This window comes from Acidovorax sp. Root275 (assembly GCF_001428965.1).
GTDB classification, from domain to species: domain Bacteria; phylum Pseudomonadota; class Gammaproteobacteria; order Burkholderiales; family Burkholderiaceae_C; genus Acidovorax; species Acidovorax radicis.
Genome location: NZ_LMJH01000008.1, coordinates 536,039 through 555,079, shown reverse-complemented (window position 1 = coordinate 555,079; position 19,041 = coordinate 536,039). Strand labels below are relative to the sequence as shown.

Annotated in this window: 15 protein-coding genes, 1 tRNA gene and 1 pseudogene; 4 read left to right on the top strand and 13 right to left on the bottom strand. The window is 64.9% G+C overall.

The features are described from left to right. Nucleotides 1-3: 3 nt before the first annotated feature. Entirely contained in the window at nt 4-1,515 is a 1,512-nt protein-coding gene (locus ASE52_RS12645) for a protein kinase (RefSeq protein ID WP_057226534.1), read from the top strand. Nucleotides 1,516-1,536: 21 nt separating this feature from the next. On the opposite strand, the gene ASE52_RS12640 is transcribed toward ASE52_RS12645, so the two are convergent. The 8 genes and pseudogenes from ASE52_RS12640 to ASE52_RS12610 form a co-directional block, all read right to left on the bottom strand. After that, nucleotides 1,537-3,834: a glycosyltransferase family A protein gene (locus tag ASE52_RS12640; RefSeq protein ID WP_057226532.1), complete on the bottom strand. Its 2,298-nt coding sequence runs from the start codon at nt 3,832-3,834 to the stop codon at nt 1,537-1,539. Further along, nucleotides 3,835-4,068 (bottom strand): hypothetical protein, encoded by a 234-nt coding sequence (locus tag ASE52_RS26310; RefSeq protein WP_241777017.1) that lies wholly within the window; start codon nt 4,066-4,068, stop codon nt 3,835-3,837. It lies immediately after the preceding gene. 80 nt (nt 4,069-4,148) lie between these two features. Continuing rightward, nucleotides 4,149-4,694: pseudogene (locus tag ASE52_RS26305) on the bottom strand (FkbM family methyltransferase); the annotation flags it as partial. Continuing rightward, on the bottom strand, nt 4,681-6,096 hold the full coding sequence (locus ASE52_RS12630) for a hypothetical protein (RefSeq protein ID WP_057226529.1): 1,416 nt from the start codon (nt 6,094-6,096) through the stop codon (nt 4,681-4,683). The pseudogene ASE52_RS26305 and the gene ASE52_RS12630, both read right to left, overlap by 14 nt. A 41-nt stretch (nt 6,097-6,137) precedes the next feature. Continuing rightward, nucleotides 6,138-6,779, bottom strand: a complete 642-nt coding sequence (locus tag ASE52_RS12625) for a tail fiber protein (RefSeq protein WP_057226527.1) — start codon at nt 6,777-6,779, stop codon at nt 6,138-6,140. After that, on the bottom strand, nt 6,776-9,715 hold the full coding sequence (locus ASE52_RS12620) for a hypothetical protein (protein ID WP_241777012.1): 2,940 nt from the start codon (nt 9,713-9,715) through the stop codon (nt 6,776-6,778). Before ASE52_RS12620 ends, ASE52_RS12625 begins: the two co-directional genes overlap by 4 nt. Before the next feature lie 86 nt (nt 9,716-9,801). Next, nucleotides 9,802-10,419: a hypothetical protein gene (locus tag ASE52_RS12615; RefSeq protein ID WP_010463337.1), complete on the bottom strand. Its 618-nt coding sequence runs from the start codon at nt 10,417-10,419 to the stop codon at nt 9,802-9,804. A gap of 110 nt (nt 10,420-10,529) precedes the next feature. Then, nucleotides 10,530-11,150, bottom strand: a complete 621-nt coding sequence (locus tag ASE52_RS12610) for a hypothetical protein (RefSeq protein ID WP_010463336.1) — start codon at nt 11,148-11,150, stop codon at nt 10,530-10,532. 235 nt (nt 11,151-11,385) lie between these two features. Here ASE52_RS12610 and ASE52_RS12605 point away from each other — a divergent pair. Continuing rightward, nucleotides 11,386-11,475: transfer RNA gene (locus ASE52_RS12605), tRNA-Ser, on the top strand. Between the two features lie 104 nt (nt 11,476-11,579). On the opposite strand, the gene ASE52_RS12600 is transcribed toward ASE52_RS12605, so the two are convergent. Beyond that, nucleotides 11,580-12,785, bottom strand: a complete 1,206-nt coding sequence (locus ASE52_RS12600) for an alpha-hydroxy acid oxidase (protein ID WP_057227218.1) — start codon at nt 12,783-12,785, stop codon at nt 11,580-11,582. A 112-nt stretch (nt 12,786-12,897) separates the two neighbouring features. Here ASE52_RS12600 and ASE52_RS12595 point away from each other — a divergent pair, with 112 nt between their 5' ends. Further along, complete coding sequence (locus tag ASE52_RS12595; protein ID WP_057226523.1) at nt 12,898-13,800, top strand: LysR family transcriptional regulator; 903 nt, start codon at nt 12,898-12,900, stop codon at nt 13,798-13,800. A 240-nt stretch (nt 13,801-14,040) separates the two neighbouring features. Here the strand turns inward: ASE52_RS12595 and serS are convergent, their stop codons facing one another. Together serS and ASE52_RS12585 are read right to left on the bottom strand one after the other, a co-directional pair. Continuing rightward, nucleotides 14,041-15,357 carry a serine--tRNA ligase gene (gene serS, locus ASE52_RS12590; RefSeq protein WP_057226521.1) on the bottom strand — a complete coding sequence of 439 codons (1,317 nt, stop codon included), beginning with the start codon at nt 15,355-15,357 and terminating at the stop codon, nt 14,041-14,043. 33 nt (nt 15,358-15,390) lie between these two features. Continuing rightward, complete coding sequence (locus ASE52_RS12585) at nt 15,391-16,335, bottom strand: threonine/serine dehydratase (RefSeq protein WP_057226519.1); 945 nt, start codon at nt 16,333-16,335, stop codon at nt 15,391-15,393. A gap of 170 nt (nt 16,336-16,505) precedes the next feature. Here ASE52_RS12585 and ASE52_RS12580 point away from each other — a divergent pair, with 170 nt between their 5' ends. Next, a complete protein-coding gene (locus tag ASE52_RS12580) occupies nt 16,506-17,222 on the top strand; it encodes a CBS domain-containing protein (RefSeq protein ID WP_029414034.1) in 717 nt (238 codons plus the stop codon). 111 nt (nt 17,223-17,333) lie between these two features. On the opposite strand, the gene ispH is transcribed toward ASE52_RS12580, so the two are convergent. After that, nucleotides 17,334-18,329, bottom strand: a complete 996-nt coding sequence (ispH, locus tag ASE52_RS12575) for a 4-hydroxy-3-methylbut-2-enyl diphosphate reductase (protein ID WP_057226517.1) — start codon at nt 18,327-18,329, stop codon at nt 17,334-17,336. Next, nucleotides 18,329-18,793 carry an FKBP-type peptidyl-prolyl cis-trans isomerase gene (locus ASE52_RS12570; protein WP_010463325.1) on the bottom strand — a complete coding sequence of 155 codons (465 nt, stop codon included), beginning with the start codon at nt 18,791-18,793 and terminating at the stop codon, nt 18,329-18,331. Before ASE52_RS12570 ends, ispH begins: the two co-directional genes overlap by 1 nt. Nucleotides 18,794-19,041 lie beyond the last annotated feature (248 nt).

Genomic DNA, 19,041 nt, shown 5'->3' with positions numbered 1-19,041 from the left:
GCAATGACACGAGTGCCCACGCACGGTTTTCCCGTGGGTGTGCCGGGCTATCAATCGCTGGGTTTGCTGGGCCAGGGCGCATCGGGCCAGGTCTTCAAGGCCAGGCAGCGCAGCACCGGCCAGTTCGTGGCCATCAAGATTCCGAGCACCCCGGCCGCGCGCGACCCCGCCAACCGGCGGCGTGTGCACCAACGGCTGCACCAGGAAACCCGGGTGCTGGCCCTGCTGCAACACATCCACGTGGTCCGGCTCATCGACAAAGGCCTGGCCCAGGAGGGCGTGCCGTTTGCCGTGCTGGAATACGTGGCTGGCGAAACGCTGCGCGAGTTTCTGCAGCGCCAGGGCAAGCTGTCATTGCCGGACACGGCGGGGCTGATGGCGCAGTTGCTCGATGCCCTGGCTTTCCTCCATGCCCACCACATCGTGCACCGGGACCTGAAGCCAGAGAACGTGATGGTGGTTTCCAGCGGCACCAACTTGCACGCCAAGGTGCTGGACTTCGGGCTTGCCAGCCACCACGGGGAACCCCAGTTCACGGCTGGGGCCGAAGGCACGCCCGCCTACTGCGCGCCAGAACAGCTGCGCGGCGAAGCGTGCGGGCCCGCCACCGACATCTATGCCTGGGCCTTGATGTTCGTGGAGTGCCTGAGCGCCCGGCCGAGCATCCAGGGTGCCAGCCTGACGGAGGTGCTGCAACGCCAGATGAGCATGGAAACCGTCCCGTTGCCCGAGGAACTGCAAGGCAGTCCGCTGGGCACGCTGCTACAGCAGGCTTTGCAAAAAGATGTGCGCCGGCGCACCGCCGATGCCGTGCAACTGCACGGTGACCTCGCCCGGTGCCTGGCACAGGCAGGCCAGCCCCGCAGTCCCAGCCACCCGGCGGGGCCCATCCCCGCAGCCCACGCTGCATCCGGCCGGGCGCAACACGCCACCATGGATTCGCTGGAACATCCCAGGCTACAACCCCCCGGTGCTCCCTCGCGCGCCATCCTGTGCCTGACCTTGCGCCTGTACCCCGCCCGCGACGCATCCCTGGCCCTGTCCGACCTGCAGGAGATCCGCGAACAGCAATTGCGCTGGTGCGCCAATGCCGTGCAGTCGGGCCAGGGTCATGGCGCGGGGACGCTGGGAGACTGCATGCTGTTCCACTTCGAGCAGGGCCCCAGCAGCGCACAGAACCTGCAGCAGGCCGCAGCCCTGGCACAGGACCTGTGCATCCGTGTGCAACGAAGAAGCCGCATTCTGGAGGTACGGCATGGGGTGCGCCTGGAAATATCGGGCGGCATGCACACGGCCACCCTGCAGCCCCACGGGGAGCCCCTGGACAGCCACCACGCGGCCAACGTGACGCTGCACCTGAACAGCCTGGCGGGCCCCGGGACGGTTCTGCTGAGCCACCGCGCGCACCACGAGCTGGCCGGCAGCGTGAAAATGGAAGCCTACGCCAGCACCGGCAAGGCCCATCCACCAGAACCCGAGCCGGTATACCGGCTGGCACCTGCTACCCACCCGTAAGCCTCCCGCAGAGTCAGCGGGTCAGCGAATGAGCCTCTCAACGTGCTCCACCGGGTAGCTGTGCCAGCGCCGGTTCCAGGTGTCTTTGGGACTGGTGTTGCGGTCGTGGACACGGGCCACGTACAGATGCTGATCCGGGTTGGTGGCAATCCGCTTGTCCCGCACCGACCAGACAAAAGCGTTGTCTTCCCCCACATCGATATCCGCGAACGGGACACTGCGCCAGAACTCCCTCAGGTAGCACAGCGTGCCGCCACACACCCAGGGCGTGCGCCCATCGTACACATACTGCCAAGCCCGGCGCGCGTCCGGCGCATAGAAGAACACCTTGTCCAGGCCACAGATGTCGGCCCCCTGGCCCCGCAAGGCCTTGACCTGCGAACTGAGCCAGGTGGGCGCCATCCAGTCGTCGTCGTCCCAGTGCGCTATCACCTCGCCACGCGCCAGTTCGCAGGCAATGTTGCGCTTGGCGCCGATGGTGGACTTGCGGTCCAGGCGCAGGTAGCGGATTCCGCCGTGCGATGGGATCAGATCGGCCACGCTGTCGCGCCCGTCGTCCAGCACGATCAGTTCACGGGGTTCATAGTCCTGCGCCAGAAAGTTCCGGATGGCTTGTGGCACAAACTCACGCCGGTCCGCGGTGGGCATGATGCACGACACCATCGGCATCGCGGGCGCCTGCGGGCCACCTGTCTCAGCCGTGCCACCAGGGGTGGCAGGAAAGTAAAAGCTGCGGTCGTCGTCCAGCAGGCAGTCCGGTACAGGCACCAGGGCCCAGGCGGCCTGCTGCAAGTAGTGGCCTTCCTTGAACTTCCAGGTGTTGCCATCGTGGCGTACATAGATGCACAGTGAACGCCCCGAAATGCGGCACAGCCGCGCTCCGCCCCGCAGGGTCTTCAGCAGGAAATCCGCATCCTCCCGCAGCGATGTATCGGGGTACCGCCCCTGGCGCTCCCACAGGCTGCGCCGGAAGACCAAGGTGCCACCGCTCACGTTTTCGACAAACATCCGACGAAACAGCGCCCGGTTGCTCGCCCAGAACTCGGCCAGCGGCCGGGCCATGAACAACATGTCGTTGAGCCCGGTGACATCCGCCAGGTTGTGCAGAATGGGCGCGGCCTGGCGGCTCAGGCGCTGCGCGCCATACCAGTCGTCATCGTCCCAATGCGCGATCAGCTCGCCCCGCGCCACACGCACCGCTTCATTGCGCTTGGCACCAATGCTGGTACGGGCCGGCATGCGGATGCAGCGGACGCGTGGGTCGTCGATGCCGGCGGGGAGATCAGACTCTTGCTCGTAGACGATGATGAGTTCCAGCGCGGGATAGTCCTGCCGCTGGAAGTACCGGATCGACTGTGCAACAAAGGCTGCACGCCCCCGCGTGGGCATGACGCAGCTCAGCAAGGGCGGCGCCGAGGGCGCGGGGCCTTCGGGCACCTGCAGAGCAGGTGCCACATTGCCGGGCAGTGGCACAAAGATGCGCATCTGCTCCGGCACGGCAAAGTAGCGGCAACCATCCCCTGCGCAGTGGCCGTGATAGGGCGGTGCCTGCGAATGGATCTCGCTGCGCCAGGCACAGAACCGGTCCTGGTACAGCCGCTTGTTGGCCTCCAGCAGTCCATCGTGGACAGGTGCCAGCACCGCGCAGCGGGGCGCTCGGTGGACGAAGGCGCCCTGCACCCAGACCCCCAGGAAGCCGGCGCGGGCGGCGCGCACGTTGTAGTCCATCTCCCAGCAGGGGCCCCGGGTGTATGCCGCGTCCGCCGCGCCAATGGCGGCCACCACCTCGTTCTTCACCACGTAGCAGAAGTCTGCCAGGCTGTGCAGGGGCGCCAGGGGCACGCAGGCATTGCCGTAGCGAGCCAGCAAGGCGTCCGCCTGGTCCCACAGCGCTTCCTGGGTAGCGCCGCAGCCTGGTGCCACGGCCTGCTCGTTCCATCCCCGGTTGGTGGAGGGGCCCGCCAACCCATGGCTGGCATCGCTGTCCAGCGCGGCCAAGATCAGCTCCAGCCAGCCAGGGCAGACCCGCGCGCCGTTTTCCAGAAACACATAGATGTCGGCAGGCTCGCTCACCAGCTGGTTGAAACAGGCGGCAGCCCCCGGCTGCGCCGGGCTGGACCGCTGAACAAGGGACTCGGGGGCAAGCCGCACCTGCTGCACGGCCGGGGCCTGGGATGCAAGGACACTGTCCGGCAGTATCCGCAGCCCGAAGGGCAGCGGCGTGTTCTCGAAAACACTGCACAGCGTGGCGGCCAGACCTTCGCCAGCCCCCGTCACATGCACCCCAATCAGGATCTGGCGATTTTGTGCAGCAGTCATTCACCACTCCTCACGGGTTGCCACCAAACCTGCTCCCAGCAGCGCCTCCAGCTTGCGCCAGGGGCTGCCAGGGGCGTCGTCGCCCCAGTCATGCACTGCGTCCGCCAGTTCTTCGAGCGCAACGGCCTTGGTGTCGGCAGCCGCATAAAAGCGCGGGTAACACAGCAGCAGCTCTTCGATGCAGGCCCGCACCAAGGACTCGCGCCGGGCGATTTCCGGAGGATGGAAGGACACACAAAAAGGGTGGGTGGCCCCCACCGCCACAAACGGCGCCAGAGGCCGGGAATCACAGCGTATTCGCCACCCTCTATGTCCATCTTGATGAAGTTGCAGTTCTTCCCGGCATACATGTCCAGAAAGCGCTCCATGTCCACACCCCGCGCCTTGTGGCAAGGCTGGCCACGCACATCCGGCGCGGCCAACATGCCCGACATGCTGTCCCCGAACTCACTGTGCCCTGCGTAGTAAAGACCACCGGCGTAGAGATGCAGCGGGCCAGATTCGGGGCCAATGCCGAAGGGGTGCAGGTGGATTTTTTCGCACAGCCCAGGGTTGGCTCGCACGTTGCGGTCCAGCTCTGCGAAGGCCACCGGGTCGGGCTCCACGGCATGCACGCAGCGCGACAGTGCTGCGCCATAAAGCACCGTAGGGCCGATCCAGGCACCCAGGTCAATGTAGGAGCGGTCGGGCTGCAGGAAGCGCCGGAAGACCTCGAAGGTTTGCGGCTCCCACGCGCCAGCCTCCACACGGCGCCAAAAGGCACACCGGGCCGCACTGGCAAGCACCTGGAAGGCCCGCGGGCCCACCGACACGCTCAGTGCATGCAGTGCGCTCTCGGCGCCAGGGTCACAGGTTGTCATCGCCCAGCCCATCCGTGTCCGTGGACTGCCAGATGGTGAACGGCGCGGGGCCACCATACGTGGCACTGAACTCAAAGGCATTGCCTTCAAAGATGAAACCCGGCACGTTGATCTTGCACCACACGGCACCAGCGTAGGGGCTGCTGCCCGCCGCCAAGGTCATCTGGATGCGCACATCCTGCTTCCACGAGTCCTGCGTCTGCAGCGAAAGCGGCAGGAAATAGTTGTTCCCGTAGAAGTTGGCCTTCTTGCTGCGTATTTCGCACACCAGCGTCACGAAGTTGCCACTGCTGTTGTAGACCAGCTGGAAGATGAAGCGGTAGTCGGGGCTGGCGGGCCAATCAAGGCATACGGTATTACCCGCCACCACCTGCTGTGCGGGCAAGGCCTGTGCCGGATAGATATTGACCACGCCCGGCCCCCTGGCGTAGAGGGCGCTGACAGCCACATCCTCCACGGGCGAAGTGCTTTGCAGTGCGACAGCGGCGTCGCCGACCGGTGCGCTGCTCAGCAAGGGCACGTTGGCCACCGGTGGCACCTGCTGCACCAGGGTGGAGTGGCTTGCCGCGCCCGAGCCATCGCAATTGAAGACATAGCCGCCTGCCTGCGTGATGACGCTGGGGGCCTGTATGCCCATGCCACACGATGGCACCACCTGCAGCTGAATCAGCTTCTGGCCCGGCAATTGTGGCGACCTCTGTAGCCGGCGCACCGTGCCGCCGTGGTCCAGGCAGACCTCCAGCCCCCAGGTGATGCCTGCCAGCTCGAACACGCCTGCACCGTCATAGTTGACCTCTTGCTGCTCACGCCCCAGTCCACCCCCGGTCGATGCAGGCCAATGTTCCACGTCGCCGAGCAACAGGCCGCCCGGATTCGCGGCAGTGGCGATGAAATCAACCCCCGACATCAACTCCTTCATCACCATCCGCGTCCCCGCATCGCCCTGTGCCGCCATGCCCCCCTGCTGCACCAGCGCAAAGTTGTAGATCTCGGTGCTGGCGAGCGGATCGATGTCGTAGGGAGGCGTCTGCTGGGTGGCGGACGACGCGCCCAAAATGGTGCCGAACACGAACACCCAGTCAACCCACTGGTCATCGGCCGCCAGGCGCTGCAACGAGGTGATGGCGCGTTGGACATCGTCCATCTGGTAGGCACCCGAGGCACCTCGAAAGAAGAACTCGGGGGCCAGGAAGACCTTCAGTGTTTCCCCCTCGGGTACCGGTGGAGACGTCTGCGGCAGTGCATCCCGGGCCGTCTGCATGGCGCGCAACATCACATCGCAGCGCGCCTCAATGTCGAGCCTTGGATCGCTCAGCCCCAGATAGGTCTTGGATCCATCGGGGTTCACTTGGGGCGCCGTGTCGAGCACGTAGCCGATGAATTGGACGTTGGTGTATGCCATGCAATTTCTCCTTGGAAAGGGTTCTGGGGACACGTGCGCGGTCATCTCAAAAGCGGGACCAGTCCATAGGTGAACTTGATGAGGTAGTTGACGTACACATTGAGGGGCCGCGTTTCGTTCAAGCTCACTTGCACCGGCGGAGCTTGGCCCGCGCCAGTGACCGGCCCGCCCTTGGTCGGCGTGCTGGTGACGCTGGGCGCGCCCGCCGCCGTTCCACTGGGTGATGGTGCCGAGGGTGCCGGTGCACTGTTGTAGGTGTGCTCATGCGTCTGCACGGCAAACGGCTGAACGGAACCCACCCCATCGCTCGCCCCCTGGCCACCCGGCGGCTTGCTGCGCTGGCCAATGTCCGGGTCGTTGCGGGTGCCCGTGCCAATGCCGCGAAGAAAGTAGCCACGGTAGTCGGGGATGTTGAAGTTGTCGTCGGCACCGCCATACACGTAGCCCAGCACGGCAAACAGTTCGGGGTAGTCCACGCAGGCCAATGACCGGCCATCGCAAACCATCCATCCCCACGCCTCCAGGGGGTTGGAGGTGTAAGCGGTCGGACTCACCGTAGCGGGAGGGCTCGCGCTGTCGGGCAGCCCCAGGGTGCCCGCAAACGCCGTCACAGAACCCACGGGCAGGTCGCCAAAGCCGGTTCGACCAAAGAAGGGGCTGGCAACCCCTGGTATCACCATCATGGCGCAGCCTCCCCGACAGCGGGCATGTCAGCGCCCTGTTCGACGCCCGACGCATCGAGCACCTGCATGGCTGTAGGTACCACCACCTGCCAGCACGGCCCCGGGCGGAGCGCAGGGTTCTGTTGCCTGGGTCCTGCATGCTTGAGGTCGTTGGCCAACGCTATGTCGCTCGCATTGACGGGGGCAAGGCGATCCGGGGCGACCCACAGCATGCCGGCCGAGTAAAAATAGAGAAAGGCCATGACATGCGCCGGCTGCACGGGCAACAGGACACGTGCCTGGCCAGCCTGTAAGAAGTTGGCGAACAAGGCATCGTCGTCGGCCGCAAGACTCCCCAGCTCAGGCACCCGGCCCGCAGCAGTCATGCCGGGGCTGGCATAAAAGCTGTAGGCCATCTCGTTCCACTCCAGCACTTCATCAAAGAACTGCAGATAGCGGGGTTCGTTGACTTCAAACCGCGACGGCGGAGACCCCCACGCGGCATCTGCGGACATGCCGGTCAGGGTTTGCAGGCGCTCCAGCAACAGGCGCAGACAGGCGTTCTTCAGCTCTCGCTGCTCAAGCTGCCGATGGGCCAGTGGTGAAAAGGCGGGCGCGGGAGACGCCCCCCCGCCCTGGGCCCGGCCCTGGTAGGCTGCCATCCGCTCCTGATAGCCACGCACGATGCTGGCGTAGGTGCGGATGCGCCACTGGTCCATGCACCGACTGGAAGGCGTGCAACTGATCTCTACATTGACCTGCAACGGGTGATCGCCAGGCGGCGAGAAACCGGGTTGATAGTCTGTCACGGACACCGGCACGGTCTCGTCCTCTCCGCGCATCACCACGGCGCTGGACACAGTGCCAGGGGTCACGGTTTGCTGCCCCACCAGCACAACAGGTGCTGGCAACCCAGGGGACGAGCCTATGCAGCTGACAAAGGCTCTGGTGGCGCAATACCCTGCGGGGACGGCAATCTGCTTTTCTTCGCCATTGCGCAAGGTGGCCGAGGCGAAGCGCTCCGCCAAGGGCGGCGGCTCCAGATCCAGCACGCCATAGTAGGCACCGAGCTGCGCATAGTTACGTGGGCCGTCCACCTTGATGTCCTCAAAGGTGGCAACCCCCAGTTGCAGCGGTGGCAATGGCTTGGCGAAGTCCTGTCCCGCCAGCGCCTGCTCCTGAGCGACAAAACCCGCAGCGGGCTGGCACACCATGAACTCCATCATCAGGCGCTGGCCATAGTTCACCACACACGCTTCGTACACCTTGTTCACCCAGCGGAACACGGCGCGCATGTTCTGGGTGCCGGCGGTGTTGTCGATCAGGCTGACCACGGCATCTTCGGTCTGGCTCATGCTGCTACTGGAGCGCGTGTGGCTGACACTGCGACTGACGCGGTTGACTGTCTTGTTCAGGATGTCGCGGGCAAAGCGGATGGTGTCGTCGAGCCCAGGATTGGCGCCTTGCTGCACGGCCTTGGTCCAAGAGCCATCCAGGGTGGCCTGGGTGGGAGGGCCATAGCTACTGGTGAACTTGTTGTACTGGTGGGTCTCGGTCGCTTCGGCCACGGTCTTGCGCGATTCCTCCTGCAGATTGCTGCGTTCGTCCGCTGCATCGTTTTGCAGAACCTGCATCTCGGCCAGGGTCTGCTTTTGCTCATCCTTTTGCCGGTGGGTGCGTTTGTGCGTGACCTCCCGGCGTTCACCGCGCATCACGTTTTCTATGCGCGCGATCTCTCCGCTTTGGTAGCGCAGCAAACGCTGGCGCACCATCTGCAAGTCGCCAATGGCATAGGGCTCAATCCAGCCGTCTCGCGCCACGGGCGGCGAGTGGTCTGCAGCGCCGACCGACGGTAAAGGAAACACCTGCCCCGGCAGCACCACCGTGGCCTCACGCAGCGACGCAATCTGGGCGGAACTGATGGCAGCCGGCTGCAGGAGCACAGGCGTTGCCGAAGCAGCACCCACTGTGGCTATGCCCTGGGTGCCGGGCTGCAAAGCCACCGCGATCAGATTCGCCAGCTGCAGGGTGCGGGTCAACCCATCGAGCAAGCCCGTGTCATACCCCAGGGTGATGATCAAGGCAAAGTAACTCTGCCAAACCCTGTCCAGCGCCTGTGCATAGGTTCCAGACTCCAAGTAGGTCCAGGTCAGGGCGTACCGCTGCAGCAACTGCGCGACCTCCGCATGGGCAGCCGCCAGCCACTCCCGTGGCTTGTCATCCGAGGCGGGGAGTTGCGCTAGCAAAGATGCAAACTGGCTCATGGGTCCCGGGAGGCAATCCATGTTGCCGATGAACAGCCCCTGATAGGGAGAGTCTCCGTCAATAAATTGCAGCGCCAGGGACTGCACGGCTTCGCGGCCTTGGCTGCGTGCCGCTACCAGGTCCTCGAAAAAGCTGCTGCAAGGAGGGCTTGCACCGGTGTACTGGACAAAGCCATACAAAAGATCCGCGGCCGAGATCTTGGGCCAGCGGCGTACGTACACGTAAGGAAACAGCTCCTCCGGATGGCTGTGGAGGACAGGCAGCGGCTCGACGGGATCGACTGGTGGGGCCGGTGGCGCAGGCACCACCGGCGTGGGAGCAGGTGGCCGTGGGCCAGATGGCGGAATGGGGCCCCGCATCGGGCACGCCGCCATGATGCCTTCGAAGTGGTGGTCATCCGCCTGCCCCCGCATGCCGTAGTGGATGTCGGCAAAGATGGCCGTATTGGGGGCGCCGTCGATGTGCACCGGCGTTTTTTGCTGCAGGTAGCCTGACACATAGCACCCCGAGGAGAATTTGAACTCGAAGGGCTGGGCGGGCCATTGTCTGGTGACGGTGACCCGCTGGCTCTCCGACTCACCTGAACTACAGGACACGCTGACACACGAAGGAACATCGTCGTGGGGTGCACGGTTGATGGTGATGTCGAAGACCAGGCAGCCATCCATGGCGCTCCATCTTCTTTGGACCATTTCGTTCACGGCATGCTTCCTGGATGGACTGCGCGCTGCAGAGCATCGGCGCTGGGCACTACACGGCCCCACGCCGACGCGCTGCTTCAGCACATCACAATGTTTTCGAGGTTGAACGCGAACGGCGTGGAGTTGGCGCCTGGGCCGCCACCGGTCATCACGATGTCTGCGCTGGCAATGCCCAGGAGCGACAGCTCGGTGTTGATATTGGAAATGATGGCCGAGTTCATCACCTGGCCCTGCACGATCTGCGAAGCCACACCAATCCAGATGGTGGGCTTGAACTCGAACACCGCCTTTTGCTGGGGTGCAATCGAGGTCTTGATGGCCAGGAGCTTGCCATCCTTGTAGCAGCTGGCATTGATGGCCCCTTTGGGCAAGGCGTTGAGCACTTGCACTTCCTTGGAACTGGTGCCACTGCCTGCAGACACGAGCCTGTCGCCAGAGGTCGTCAAAGCCATTTGGAACAGCTGGCCATTTTGGGCATCCAGCTGCGGCGTGTAGTTGCCGTAGCTGTCACTGGCCCCCACCTGCATGCCCATGGGAAACGTGAACGGATGGTTGTCGCCCTGGCCACAGTACTTGATGACCTGCCAGGCCACCGACAGTTCGTCGAAATTGGTGGCGACATTCTTCTGGAATATCACGACCTCCGAGTTGTTCGTGTCGTTGGAGTTATTGATGAAATTGAGTTGAACGCCCATGAGTTTCTCCTGTTGGTGAAAGTGGTGGCAACACGCCATGCGTTGCCCGTTTGCCCCCGGACCCTGCGGCCCTGAAGGCGAACTCTGTGTGTCCTGTTCTGCCTGTTCGGTCAGATCTGGACGATGTTCTCGAGATTGAATTCGTAGGGCGTGGAGCCCTCGCCAGGCCCACCGCCCGACATCACGATGTCCGCACTGGCGATGCCCAACAGCGACAGCTCGGAGTTGGCATTGCTCATGACGGCAGAGCTGATCGCCACGCCCTGCGCAACCTGGGAGGCCACGCCAATCCACAGCACCGGCTGGTACTGGAAAACCGCCTTCTGGCCCGGCGTGACGGAAGTCTTCATGCCCACCATCCGGCCATCCCTGAATACGCAGACATTGACCGCGCCCTGGCCCAGGTCGTTGAGCACATCGAGTTCATTGGAGGCACTGGCCGGCCCCGCACGCCGCAGGCGCCGGGTACCCGATGCGGTGGATTCCAGCCTGAGCATCTGGCCGTTTTCTGCGGCCATGCGGGGTGAAAAATTGCCGTACTCATCGGCAACGCCCACTTCGAAACCCGCTGGGAAAACAAAGGGGTGGTAACAGTCACGTCCGCAGAACCGGATCACCTTCCAGGCCATTGCAAGCGAAGCCATGCTGGTGAGCTGGTTCTTCTGATACATCACCACCTCCGACTTATTGCCGTCGCGGGATTGGTTCACAAATCGCAGCTTGATATCCATGGGGACTCCTACCTGATGTCCTGTCGCCGGGTTGCTTGGTACTGCGTTTTTTGAAGCAGTGATGCGACTGTAGGCAGGCCCCAAAAGCAAAGCGATTACAGGCAATTACAGGCAGGAGCCCCGCCAGACGGAGCGCACGCCAGCCACACGACAGGTGACCGCGTTTGGAGTGGGAGACGGGAAGAGGCGCTGGTGCCCCGGAAAACCTTGCTATAATCGCAGGCTTCGACACACAGGAGAGGTGGCAGAGTGGTCGAATGTACCTGACTCGAAATCAGGCGTAGTGGCAACACTACCGTGGGTTCGAATCCCACCCTCTCCGCCACTGACAAAGCCCTGATGCTATCTAATCAATAGCGCAGGGCTTTTTCTTTGGACGCCTTGGACGGATAAGGGTGCACTTCCGTGCCGTCCATTGAAATCTGCCTCTCAACCCCGCTGGCGCACGATGTGCTGGGGCCCCAGTTCGCTGCAACCCGTGGCACCGAGCATGGCAAGGTTGCGATCGACCTCGTCGCGCAGCAACGTGATTGCGTGGTGCACCCCCGCCTCCCCGGCGACGGCGGCTGCATAGTTGAACGGACGTCCCACCAGAACCAAACGCGCGCCCAGCGCAACGGCCTTGAGCACGTCGGAGCCGCGCCGAAAGCCTCCATCCACAAGCACCGGGTAGCCAGCGCCTACAGCGGCAACCACCTCTTCCAACACGCGCATCGGCGATACGGCCCCGTCGAGCTGGCGCCCTCCGTGGTTGGACAACACCACGCCATCCGCCCCGGCACGCTGTGCCTGCAACACGTCCTCCACGCTGAGCAGACCCTTCACGACCAAGGGCCCCTTCCAACGGCGGCGAATGGCCTCGATGTGGCGCCAGTTCAGATGGTCACGCGCCGAAAAGTCGCGCAGCACGGTGGAAGAGACAATGGGGGCGCCGCGCGCAGCAAAAGAGTTCTCGAAATGCGGCATGCCGTGGCGCAGCAATGTGCGCACAAAGGTGCTCGCCACCCAGCGTGGCCGCACCAGGCCGTCCCATGCCAGGCGCAGGCTGGGGCGCAAGGGTGTGGAAAAGCCCGTGCGGATGTTGTTCTCCCGGTTCGCCGAGATCGGGATGTCCACCGTGACAACGAGGGTGCGGAAACCTGCACGCCCCACACGGTCAATGAGTGCGTCGATGCGCGCCTGGTCGCCAGGCAGGTAGGCCTGGAACCAGGTGCCCGGGCTGTCACGTGCCACGTCTTCCATCGGTATCAGCGAGGTGCCACTCATCACCGAAACAATGCCCGCGCGACGGGCCGCACGCGCCAGCACAAGATCGCCCCGGTAGGTGGACAGCGCGTTGATGCCCATGGGGGCGATGCCGAAGGGACTGCTGTAGTGCTCGCCAAACAGCTCCACGGTTTGGGAACGCTGCGATACGTCGCGCAGCACCCGCGTTACGAAGGCGAAGTCCTCAAACACGGCCCGGTTGTCACGCAGCGAGGCGCCGTCCTCGGCCGCACCAGCGATGTAGCCGAAGATCGGCCGGGGCAGGCGCTGCCGTGCGGCCTCTTCGAAGTCGTGCAGCGACAACATGCGTCGCAAGACGGCAGGCGGGCGCGGTGTGGCGGCGGGTGCGGAAACAGGGTGGATGGTCATGGTGCGGGTTTCATTGCGTTCAGGAAGCAGCGCCACTGTAGATTTTCAGTTCGGTGAATGAAAGCGGAATATTTAGAATGATTTCATTCGCTTTTCACCACTAATTTCGCCCATGCCCCATCCATCATTCAAACAGCTTGAAGCCTTCTGGTGGGCGGCCAACTGCGCCAATTTCGTGACGGCGGCCGAGCGCGTGCACCTGTCGGTGTCGTCCCTGTCCAAACGCATCACCGAGCTGGAATCCACCCTGGGCCAGCCGCTGTTTGACCGCAGCGGGCACCGCGCCGTGCTCACCGAGGCGGGTGAACGCCTGCTGCCGGCCGCACTGGGGGTGCTCAACGCCATGGCGGCGCTAGGCCACGCACTGGAGGCTGGCAGGGAACTCACGGGCCGCTGCCGTTTTGGCACGGGAGACCTTTCCGCACTCACCTGGCTTCCTGCCTTTGTGGCCATGGCGCGGCGCACCCACCCGGGTCTGGCGCTGGAGCCCTGTGTGGATGTGGGCGAAGTTCTGGGGCGTCGCCTGGACGACGGTGAACTGGACTTTGCCGTGATCGCAGGACGCGCGTCGCGCAGCACGCTGCTGTCGCAGCCCGTGGGTGCCGCACATTTCGCCTGGGCCGTGTCACCCAGCCTGCCGGGGGCTGGCCGCCTGGGCGCCAAAGCGCTGCTGCAGCAGCATCCACTGGTCACGCTGCCGCCAGGCGCGGGCACCACGCGGCTACTGGACGACTGGTTGCTTGCACAAGGGGTCACCGTCCGCGAGCACATCCTGTGCAACAGCTTGGGGGCCGTGGCGGGCATGCTGCGCGCAGGGGTGGGCGTGGGGTTTCTGCCCTCGGGATGGGTGCGCCCGCTGGGCTTGCGTGCCGTGGGCGGGCGCAACCCGCTTGCGCCGCTGCAGTACACGTTCCAGTGGCGGCGTGGCGACGCACGGGCGCTGATCCCCGCCATGCAGCGCCTGGCGCAGGCACAGGTGGACTTTTCGGCACCACCCGGGCTGGCCACCCACTAGCCTAGACACACTCCAAAAGAAAACGGGCCACAAGGGCCCGTCGTGGCTGGCATCTCGCCAGCGGGGAGCGTGCAGAACTCAGAGGCTGAGAGTTTTTTAGCCAAGCCCGAAAGGCGCGCGAAAACGCCTCGGATCTAGGCGTAAAGCACAGCCATAGCCCGGGCTATGGCGAGCATTTGCAACGACGAGCCGGGGCTTTTTGGCGTGCAAGGCGGGCGTGGATAAAAGACTCTCAGCCTCTCAGGGCTGGAGCACTGCCACACCGCCCATGTAGGGGCGCAGCACCTCAGGCACCTCTACAGAGCCGTCGGCGCGCTGGTAGTTTTCCAGCACCGCCACCAGCGTGCGGCCCACGGCCAGGCCCGAGCCGTTGAGGGTGTGCACCAACTCGTTCTTGCCTTGCGCGTTCTTGAAGCGGGCCTGCAGGCGGCGGGCCTGGAAGGCCTCGCAGTTGCTCACCGAGCTGATCTCGCGGTAGGTGTTCTGCGCGGGCAGCCACACTTCCAAGTCATAGGTCTTGGCCGCGCCAAAACCCATGTCGCCCGTGCACAGGCTCATCACGCGGTAGGGCAAGCCCAGCTTTTGCAGCACCGCCTCGGCGTGGCGGGTCATTTCTTCCAGCGCTTCGTAGCTCTTTTCGGGGTGCGCGATCTGCACCATCTCGACCTTGTCGAACTGGTGCTGGCGGATCATGCCGCGCGTGTCGCGGCCATAGCTGCCGGCCTCGGACCGAAAGCACGGCGTGTGGGCAGTCAGCTTGATGGGCAGCTCGGATTCGGCCACCACCACGTCGCGCACAAAGTTGGTCAGCGGTACTTCGCTGGTGGGGATGAGATACAGCGCCGCGTTGTCGGGCACGGGCTCGCCGTCCTGGCCGCCCTTCTTGGCCGCGAACAAATCGCCTTCGAACTTGGGCAGCTGGCCCGTGCCCTTGAGCGAGTCGGCGTTCACGGCGTAGGGCACGTAGCACTCGGTGTAGCCATGCTCCTGGGTCTGCACGTCCAGCATGAACTGGGCGAGCGCACGGTGCAGGCGGGCGATGGTGCCCTTCATCACGGTAAAGCGCGAGCCTGAAAGCTTGACGCCCATGTCGAAGTCCAGGCCGAGCGGTGTGCCCACGTCCACGTGGTCCTTCACTTCGAAATCGAAGGTGCCGGGCGTGCCCCAGCGGCGTACTTCCACGTTGCCGGCTTCGTCGCTGCCCACCGGCACGGATTCGTGCGGCAGGTTGGGCACCGCGACCAGCATGGCCAGCAGTTCGGCCTGCACTTGTTCCAGGCGGGCGGCGGATTGCTCCAGCTCCACCTTGCCCGCGGCCACCTGGGCCTTGACGGCTTCGGCACCATCCTTGTCGCCGCGGCTCATCAGCATGCCGACTTGCTTGGACAGCTGGGTGCGCTGGGCCTGCAGCTCTTCAGTGCGGGTCTGCAGGGTCTTGCGCTCGGACTCCAGGGACTGGAACGCCGGGACGTCCAGGAAGGCCTGGGGCTTTTTGCGGGTTTCCAGCCGCGCGATGGCGGTGTCGAGGTCTTTGCGGAGGAGAAGGATGTCAAGCATAGTGTCGATTTTAAAGGGGCGGTCGGTCTCGGCTCAGGCGAGGCTGACAGGGTCAAAGTTGGCGCCGCAAAGAATGAACGCCACCGTTTCCTGCGGTTGGGGCTTGTATGCGCCGGTTTGCAATGCGGCCAGGCCCAGGGCGGCAGCGGGCTCCACGGCCAGTTTCAGCTCCTTCCACAGCCACAGCTGGGCGGCACGGATGGCGTCGTCGGGCAGCAGCAGCGCATCGTGCACGTGGCGCTGGCTCACCTCCCAGCCGATGGCGCCGATGCGGCGGGCGCCCAGGGAATCGGCGGCCACGCCACCCACTTCCACATCCACTGGCTGACCCGCAGCGCGCGCCGCATGCAGGGTAGGCGCGCGTTCGGGTTCCAACGCGACCACATGGGCGCGGCTCTCCACCCACGCGGCCACGCCGCCGATGAGGCCACCACCGCCCACACTGACCAACACCGTGTCGGGCAGGTGGCCGCCCTGCTCTTCCATCTCCAGCGCCAGGGTGCCCGCGCCCGCCACCACTTCGGGCTGGTCGTAGGCGTGGGCCTGCAGCGCGCCTGTGGCCTTCTGGCGGGCGACGCAGGCTTCAAAGGCTTCGGAATAGGCTGCGCCTGTGACGACCACCTCGGCCCCCAGGGCACGCAAGCGCGCCCGTTTGGCTTCGGGCGACACTTCAGGCACAAACACCTCGCAGCGCACGCCCAGGGCCTTGGCGGCGGCGGCCACGGCAATGCCGGCGTTGCCGCCGGAGGCGATGATCACGCCACTCTCGGGCACCGGGTTGGCCAGCAGGCGGTACAACATGCCGCGCGCCTTGAAGCTGCCGCCCACCTGCAGGTGCTCCAGCTTGAGCCAGACCTCGCCGCAGTCCACGCCCAGGGATCGGCCCGGCACGCGCATCAGCGGTGTGGTGCGCAGAAAATCGGGCTGGGCGGCGGAAATGTGGCGGCGGGCGGCGGCAATAGCGGCGCGGTCGATCATGCAAGGGGCTCCGATGGGGCAAAGGGAGGCAGTGTAGGGGTTGCCCGCAACATGCGGACACAACCTCCATTGCATGCGCGCCGCACAACTGCCGATAACATGGGTAGGGCAGTACCGCACGCGAACACCCTTCGCGGGCCTGCAAGGCGTACCCGTTGGAGGAGGAAAACATGTTCTTTGTGTTCGGACCATCGGGGCAGATGTACCGGGGAGGCCCGGAAAACCTGTCGCAGATCTCGCCGGTGCGGCGCGTGCAGCGGCCCCAGGCGCTGCACACCCGGGCGCTGGATGTGCCCGGTGAACCCGTGCCAGCCTTCCCCACACCGCCTCACCCTGCAACGTCGGACGCCGCCACAGCCCCCGCGGTCGTCAACCTGCGCATGCAGGACGCCGTGAGCGCCTACGCCCAGACCGGACAAGGCCCCCAGGTGGCCCGCCAGCCGCTCACCAAGGTCAGCGACGTGATGACCACCGGTGCCCTCAGTGTGCAGCCGGAGGCCCGCGTGAACGACGCCTGGCAGACCCTGGCCGAGCACAAGGTGGCGCAGGCCCCCGTGGTGGATACGCTGGGCCGCGTGATCGGGCTGCTGCTGCGGGCCGACATGGCGCCGCTGGACCTGCTGCCCGAGCCAGGCGCCGTCAAGCAGGCCATCGACCTGGCGCGCCGTCCCGTGTCCGAAGTGATGGTGAGCCCCGTGCCCACCGTGGCGCCCGACACCGAACTGCGCCGCGTGGCCGCTGTGTTGCTGGACACCGGCCTGCCCGGCCTGCCGGTGACCGACGAAGCGGGGGTGCTGTCGGGCTTTATCTCGCGCACCGACATCCTGCGTGCGGTGGCCGCCGACCCGCCGCTGGATCTGTGGAGCGGGCCGGCGGTGTCGCTGTAGCGATCGGCCGGTGTCCGTGCGGTGAGAATTCGATAAAAATTGAGCCCCAGCGCTTATCCATCAAGCGCCAATAGCTATCAATTTAGAAGCACCCTACCTGCACCACGTTGCTCAATGCCCCGCAGGCCCCGTCTCTGGCGTGCGTTCGGTGATAGCCAGGCCCGTGGTTGCGTCGATCTTGAGCCCCTTGGGCAGTGGGAACTTGATGGTTTCCTCGATGCCGGCCATGGTGCGCACCGACACCGCGCCCAGCGCCTTGATGCGGTCGATGACCTGCTGCACCAGGATTTCCGGGGCCGAGGCACCGGCGGTGAGGCCCACGCGGGCCGTGCCGTCAAACCACTCGCCGCGCAGCTCGTCAGCACTGTCCACCATGTAGGCGGTGGTGCCCAGCTTGGCGGCCAGCTCGCGCAGGCGGTTGCTGTTGGAACTGGTGGGGCTGCCCACCACGATCACCACGTCCACCTGCGGGCTCAGCACCTTCACGGCGTCCTGCCGGTTCTGGGTGGCGTAGCAGATGTCCTGCTGCTTGGGCTCGCGCACGCTGGGGAATCGTGCACGCACGGCGGCAGAAATCTCGGCGGCGTCGTCCACACTCAATGTAGTTTGCGTGACCACCGCGAGTTTTACCGTCTGCGCGGGCTGCACACGGGCCACATCGGCCACGTCTTCCACCAAGTGGATGCCATGGTCCAGCTGGCCCATGGTGCCTTCCACCTCGGGGTGGCCCTTGTGCCCGATCATGATGAATTCGTAGCCCTCCTTGGCGAGCTTGGCCACTTCGACGTGCACCTTGGTCACCAGCGGGCAGGTGGCGTCAAAAATGCTGAAGCCGCGCGCCACGGCCTCTTGCTGCACGGCCTTGCTCACGCCATGGGCGCTGAAGACCAGTGTGGCTCCAGGTGGCACGTCCGACAGCTCTTCGATAAAAATCGCGCCCTTGGCCTTGAGGTCGTTCACCACGTAGGTGTTGTGCACGATCTCGTGGCGCACATAGATGGGGGCGCCAAACTTCTGGATGGCACGCTCCACGATCTCGATGGCGCGGTCCACACCCGCGCAAAACCCGCGCGGCTCGGCCAGCAGGATTTCTTGTGGGGCCTGCATCACAGGATCCCGATCAGTTCGACTTCGAACGTCACCGGCTGGCCCGCCAGTGGGTGGTTGAAGTCAAACAGCACCGCGCCGTCGTCGCGCACCTGCATCACGGCACCGGCATAGCTGCCCTGCCCATCTGGCGTAGGGAACTGCACCACATCGCCCACGTTGTACTTTTCGTCGGGATCGCCCAGCTCGTTCATCAGCTTGCGCGCCACCCACTGCTGCATGTCGGCATTGCGCTCGCCAAAAGCCTCGCCCGCAGGCAGCTCGAACGTGGTGCGCGTGCCTTCGGCCAGGCCCAACAGGCGCTGCTCCATGGCGGGCGACAGCTCGCCCGTGCCCAGCGACAGGGTGGCGGGTTTGTCGGTAAAAGTGTTGATCACATCCCCCGCAGGGCCAGCCAGGCGGTAGTGCAGCGTGAGGAAGGAGCCGGGTTGCACCGTGGGAAGGGAAGCGTCGATAGAGGTCATGAAAGTCCAAAAGAGCGTGTTTTGCACTTTTACGTGCCCACGAAAGCCGGGAAAAGGCCCTGCCACTAGGCGCAAAACGCGCCGCGGTATCCATACCGCAAGCGGTTTGCAACAACGTGGCCGGGCCTTTTCCCGGCTTTCCCAGAGGGTTGGGCCCAAAGGCCAGCACTCGCGGCGTTGCAGCCCTTGCCAAGGCCCCGGCCTTGGCGGCAGTCCGCGCCTTGCGATCACTGACCTTTGGACCCAAC

Coding starts and splice junctions, on each gene's coding strand:
- serS (WP_057226521.1), bottom strand. CDS start 15,357: ATGCTTGACATCCTTCTCCTCCGCAAAGACCTCGACACCGCCATCGCG.
- ASE52_RS12570 (WP_010463325.1), bottom strand. CDS start 18,793: ATGACCTCTATCGACGCTTCCCTTCCCACGGTGCAACCCGGCTCCTTC.
- ASE52_RS12645 (WP_057226534.1), top strand. CDS start 4: ATGACACGAGTGCCCACGCACGGTTTTCCCGTGGGTGTGCCGGGCTAT.
- ASE52_RS12585 (WP_057226519.1), bottom strand. CDS start 16,335: ATGATCGACCGCGCCGCTATTGCCGCCGCCCGCCGCCACATTTCCGCC.
- ASE52_RS12580 (WP_029414034.1), top strand. CDS start 16,506: ATGTTCTTTGTGTTCGGACCATCGGGGCAGATGTACCGGGGAGGCCCG.
- ASE52_RS12600 (WP_057227218.1), bottom strand. CDS start 12,785: ATGACCATCCACCCTGTTTCCGCACCCGCCGCCACACCGCGCCCGCCT.
- ispH (WP_057226517.1), bottom strand. CDS start 18,329: ATGCAGGCCCCACAAGAAATCCTGCTGGCCGAGCCGCGCGGGTTTTGC.
- ASE52_RS12625 (WP_057226527.1), bottom strand. CDS start 6,779: ATGATGGTGATACCAGGGGTTGCCAGCCCCTTCTTTGGTCGAACCGGC.
- ASE52_RS12640 (WP_057226532.1), bottom strand. CDS start 3,834: ATGACTGCTGCACAAAATCGCCAGATCCTGATTGGGGTGCATGTGACG.
- ASE52_RS12620 (WP_241777012.1), bottom strand. CDS start 9,715: ATGGTCCAAAGAAGATGGAGCGCCATGGATGGCTGCCTGGTCTTCGAC.
- ASE52_RS12595 (WP_057226523.1), top strand. CDS start 12,898: ATGCCCCATCCATCATTCAAACAGCTTGAAGCCTTCTGGTGGGCGGCC.
- ASE52_RS12615 (WP_010463337.1), bottom strand. CDS start 10,419: ATGGGCGTTCAACTCAATTTCATCAATAACTCCAACGACACGAACAAC.
- ASE52_RS12630 (WP_057226529.1), bottom strand. CDS start 6,096: ATGGCATACACCAACGTCCAATTCATCGGCTACGTGCTCGACACGGCG.
- ASE52_RS12610 (WP_010463336.1), bottom strand. CDS start 11,150: ATGGATATCAAGCTGCGATTTGTGAACCAATCCCGCGACGGCAATAAG.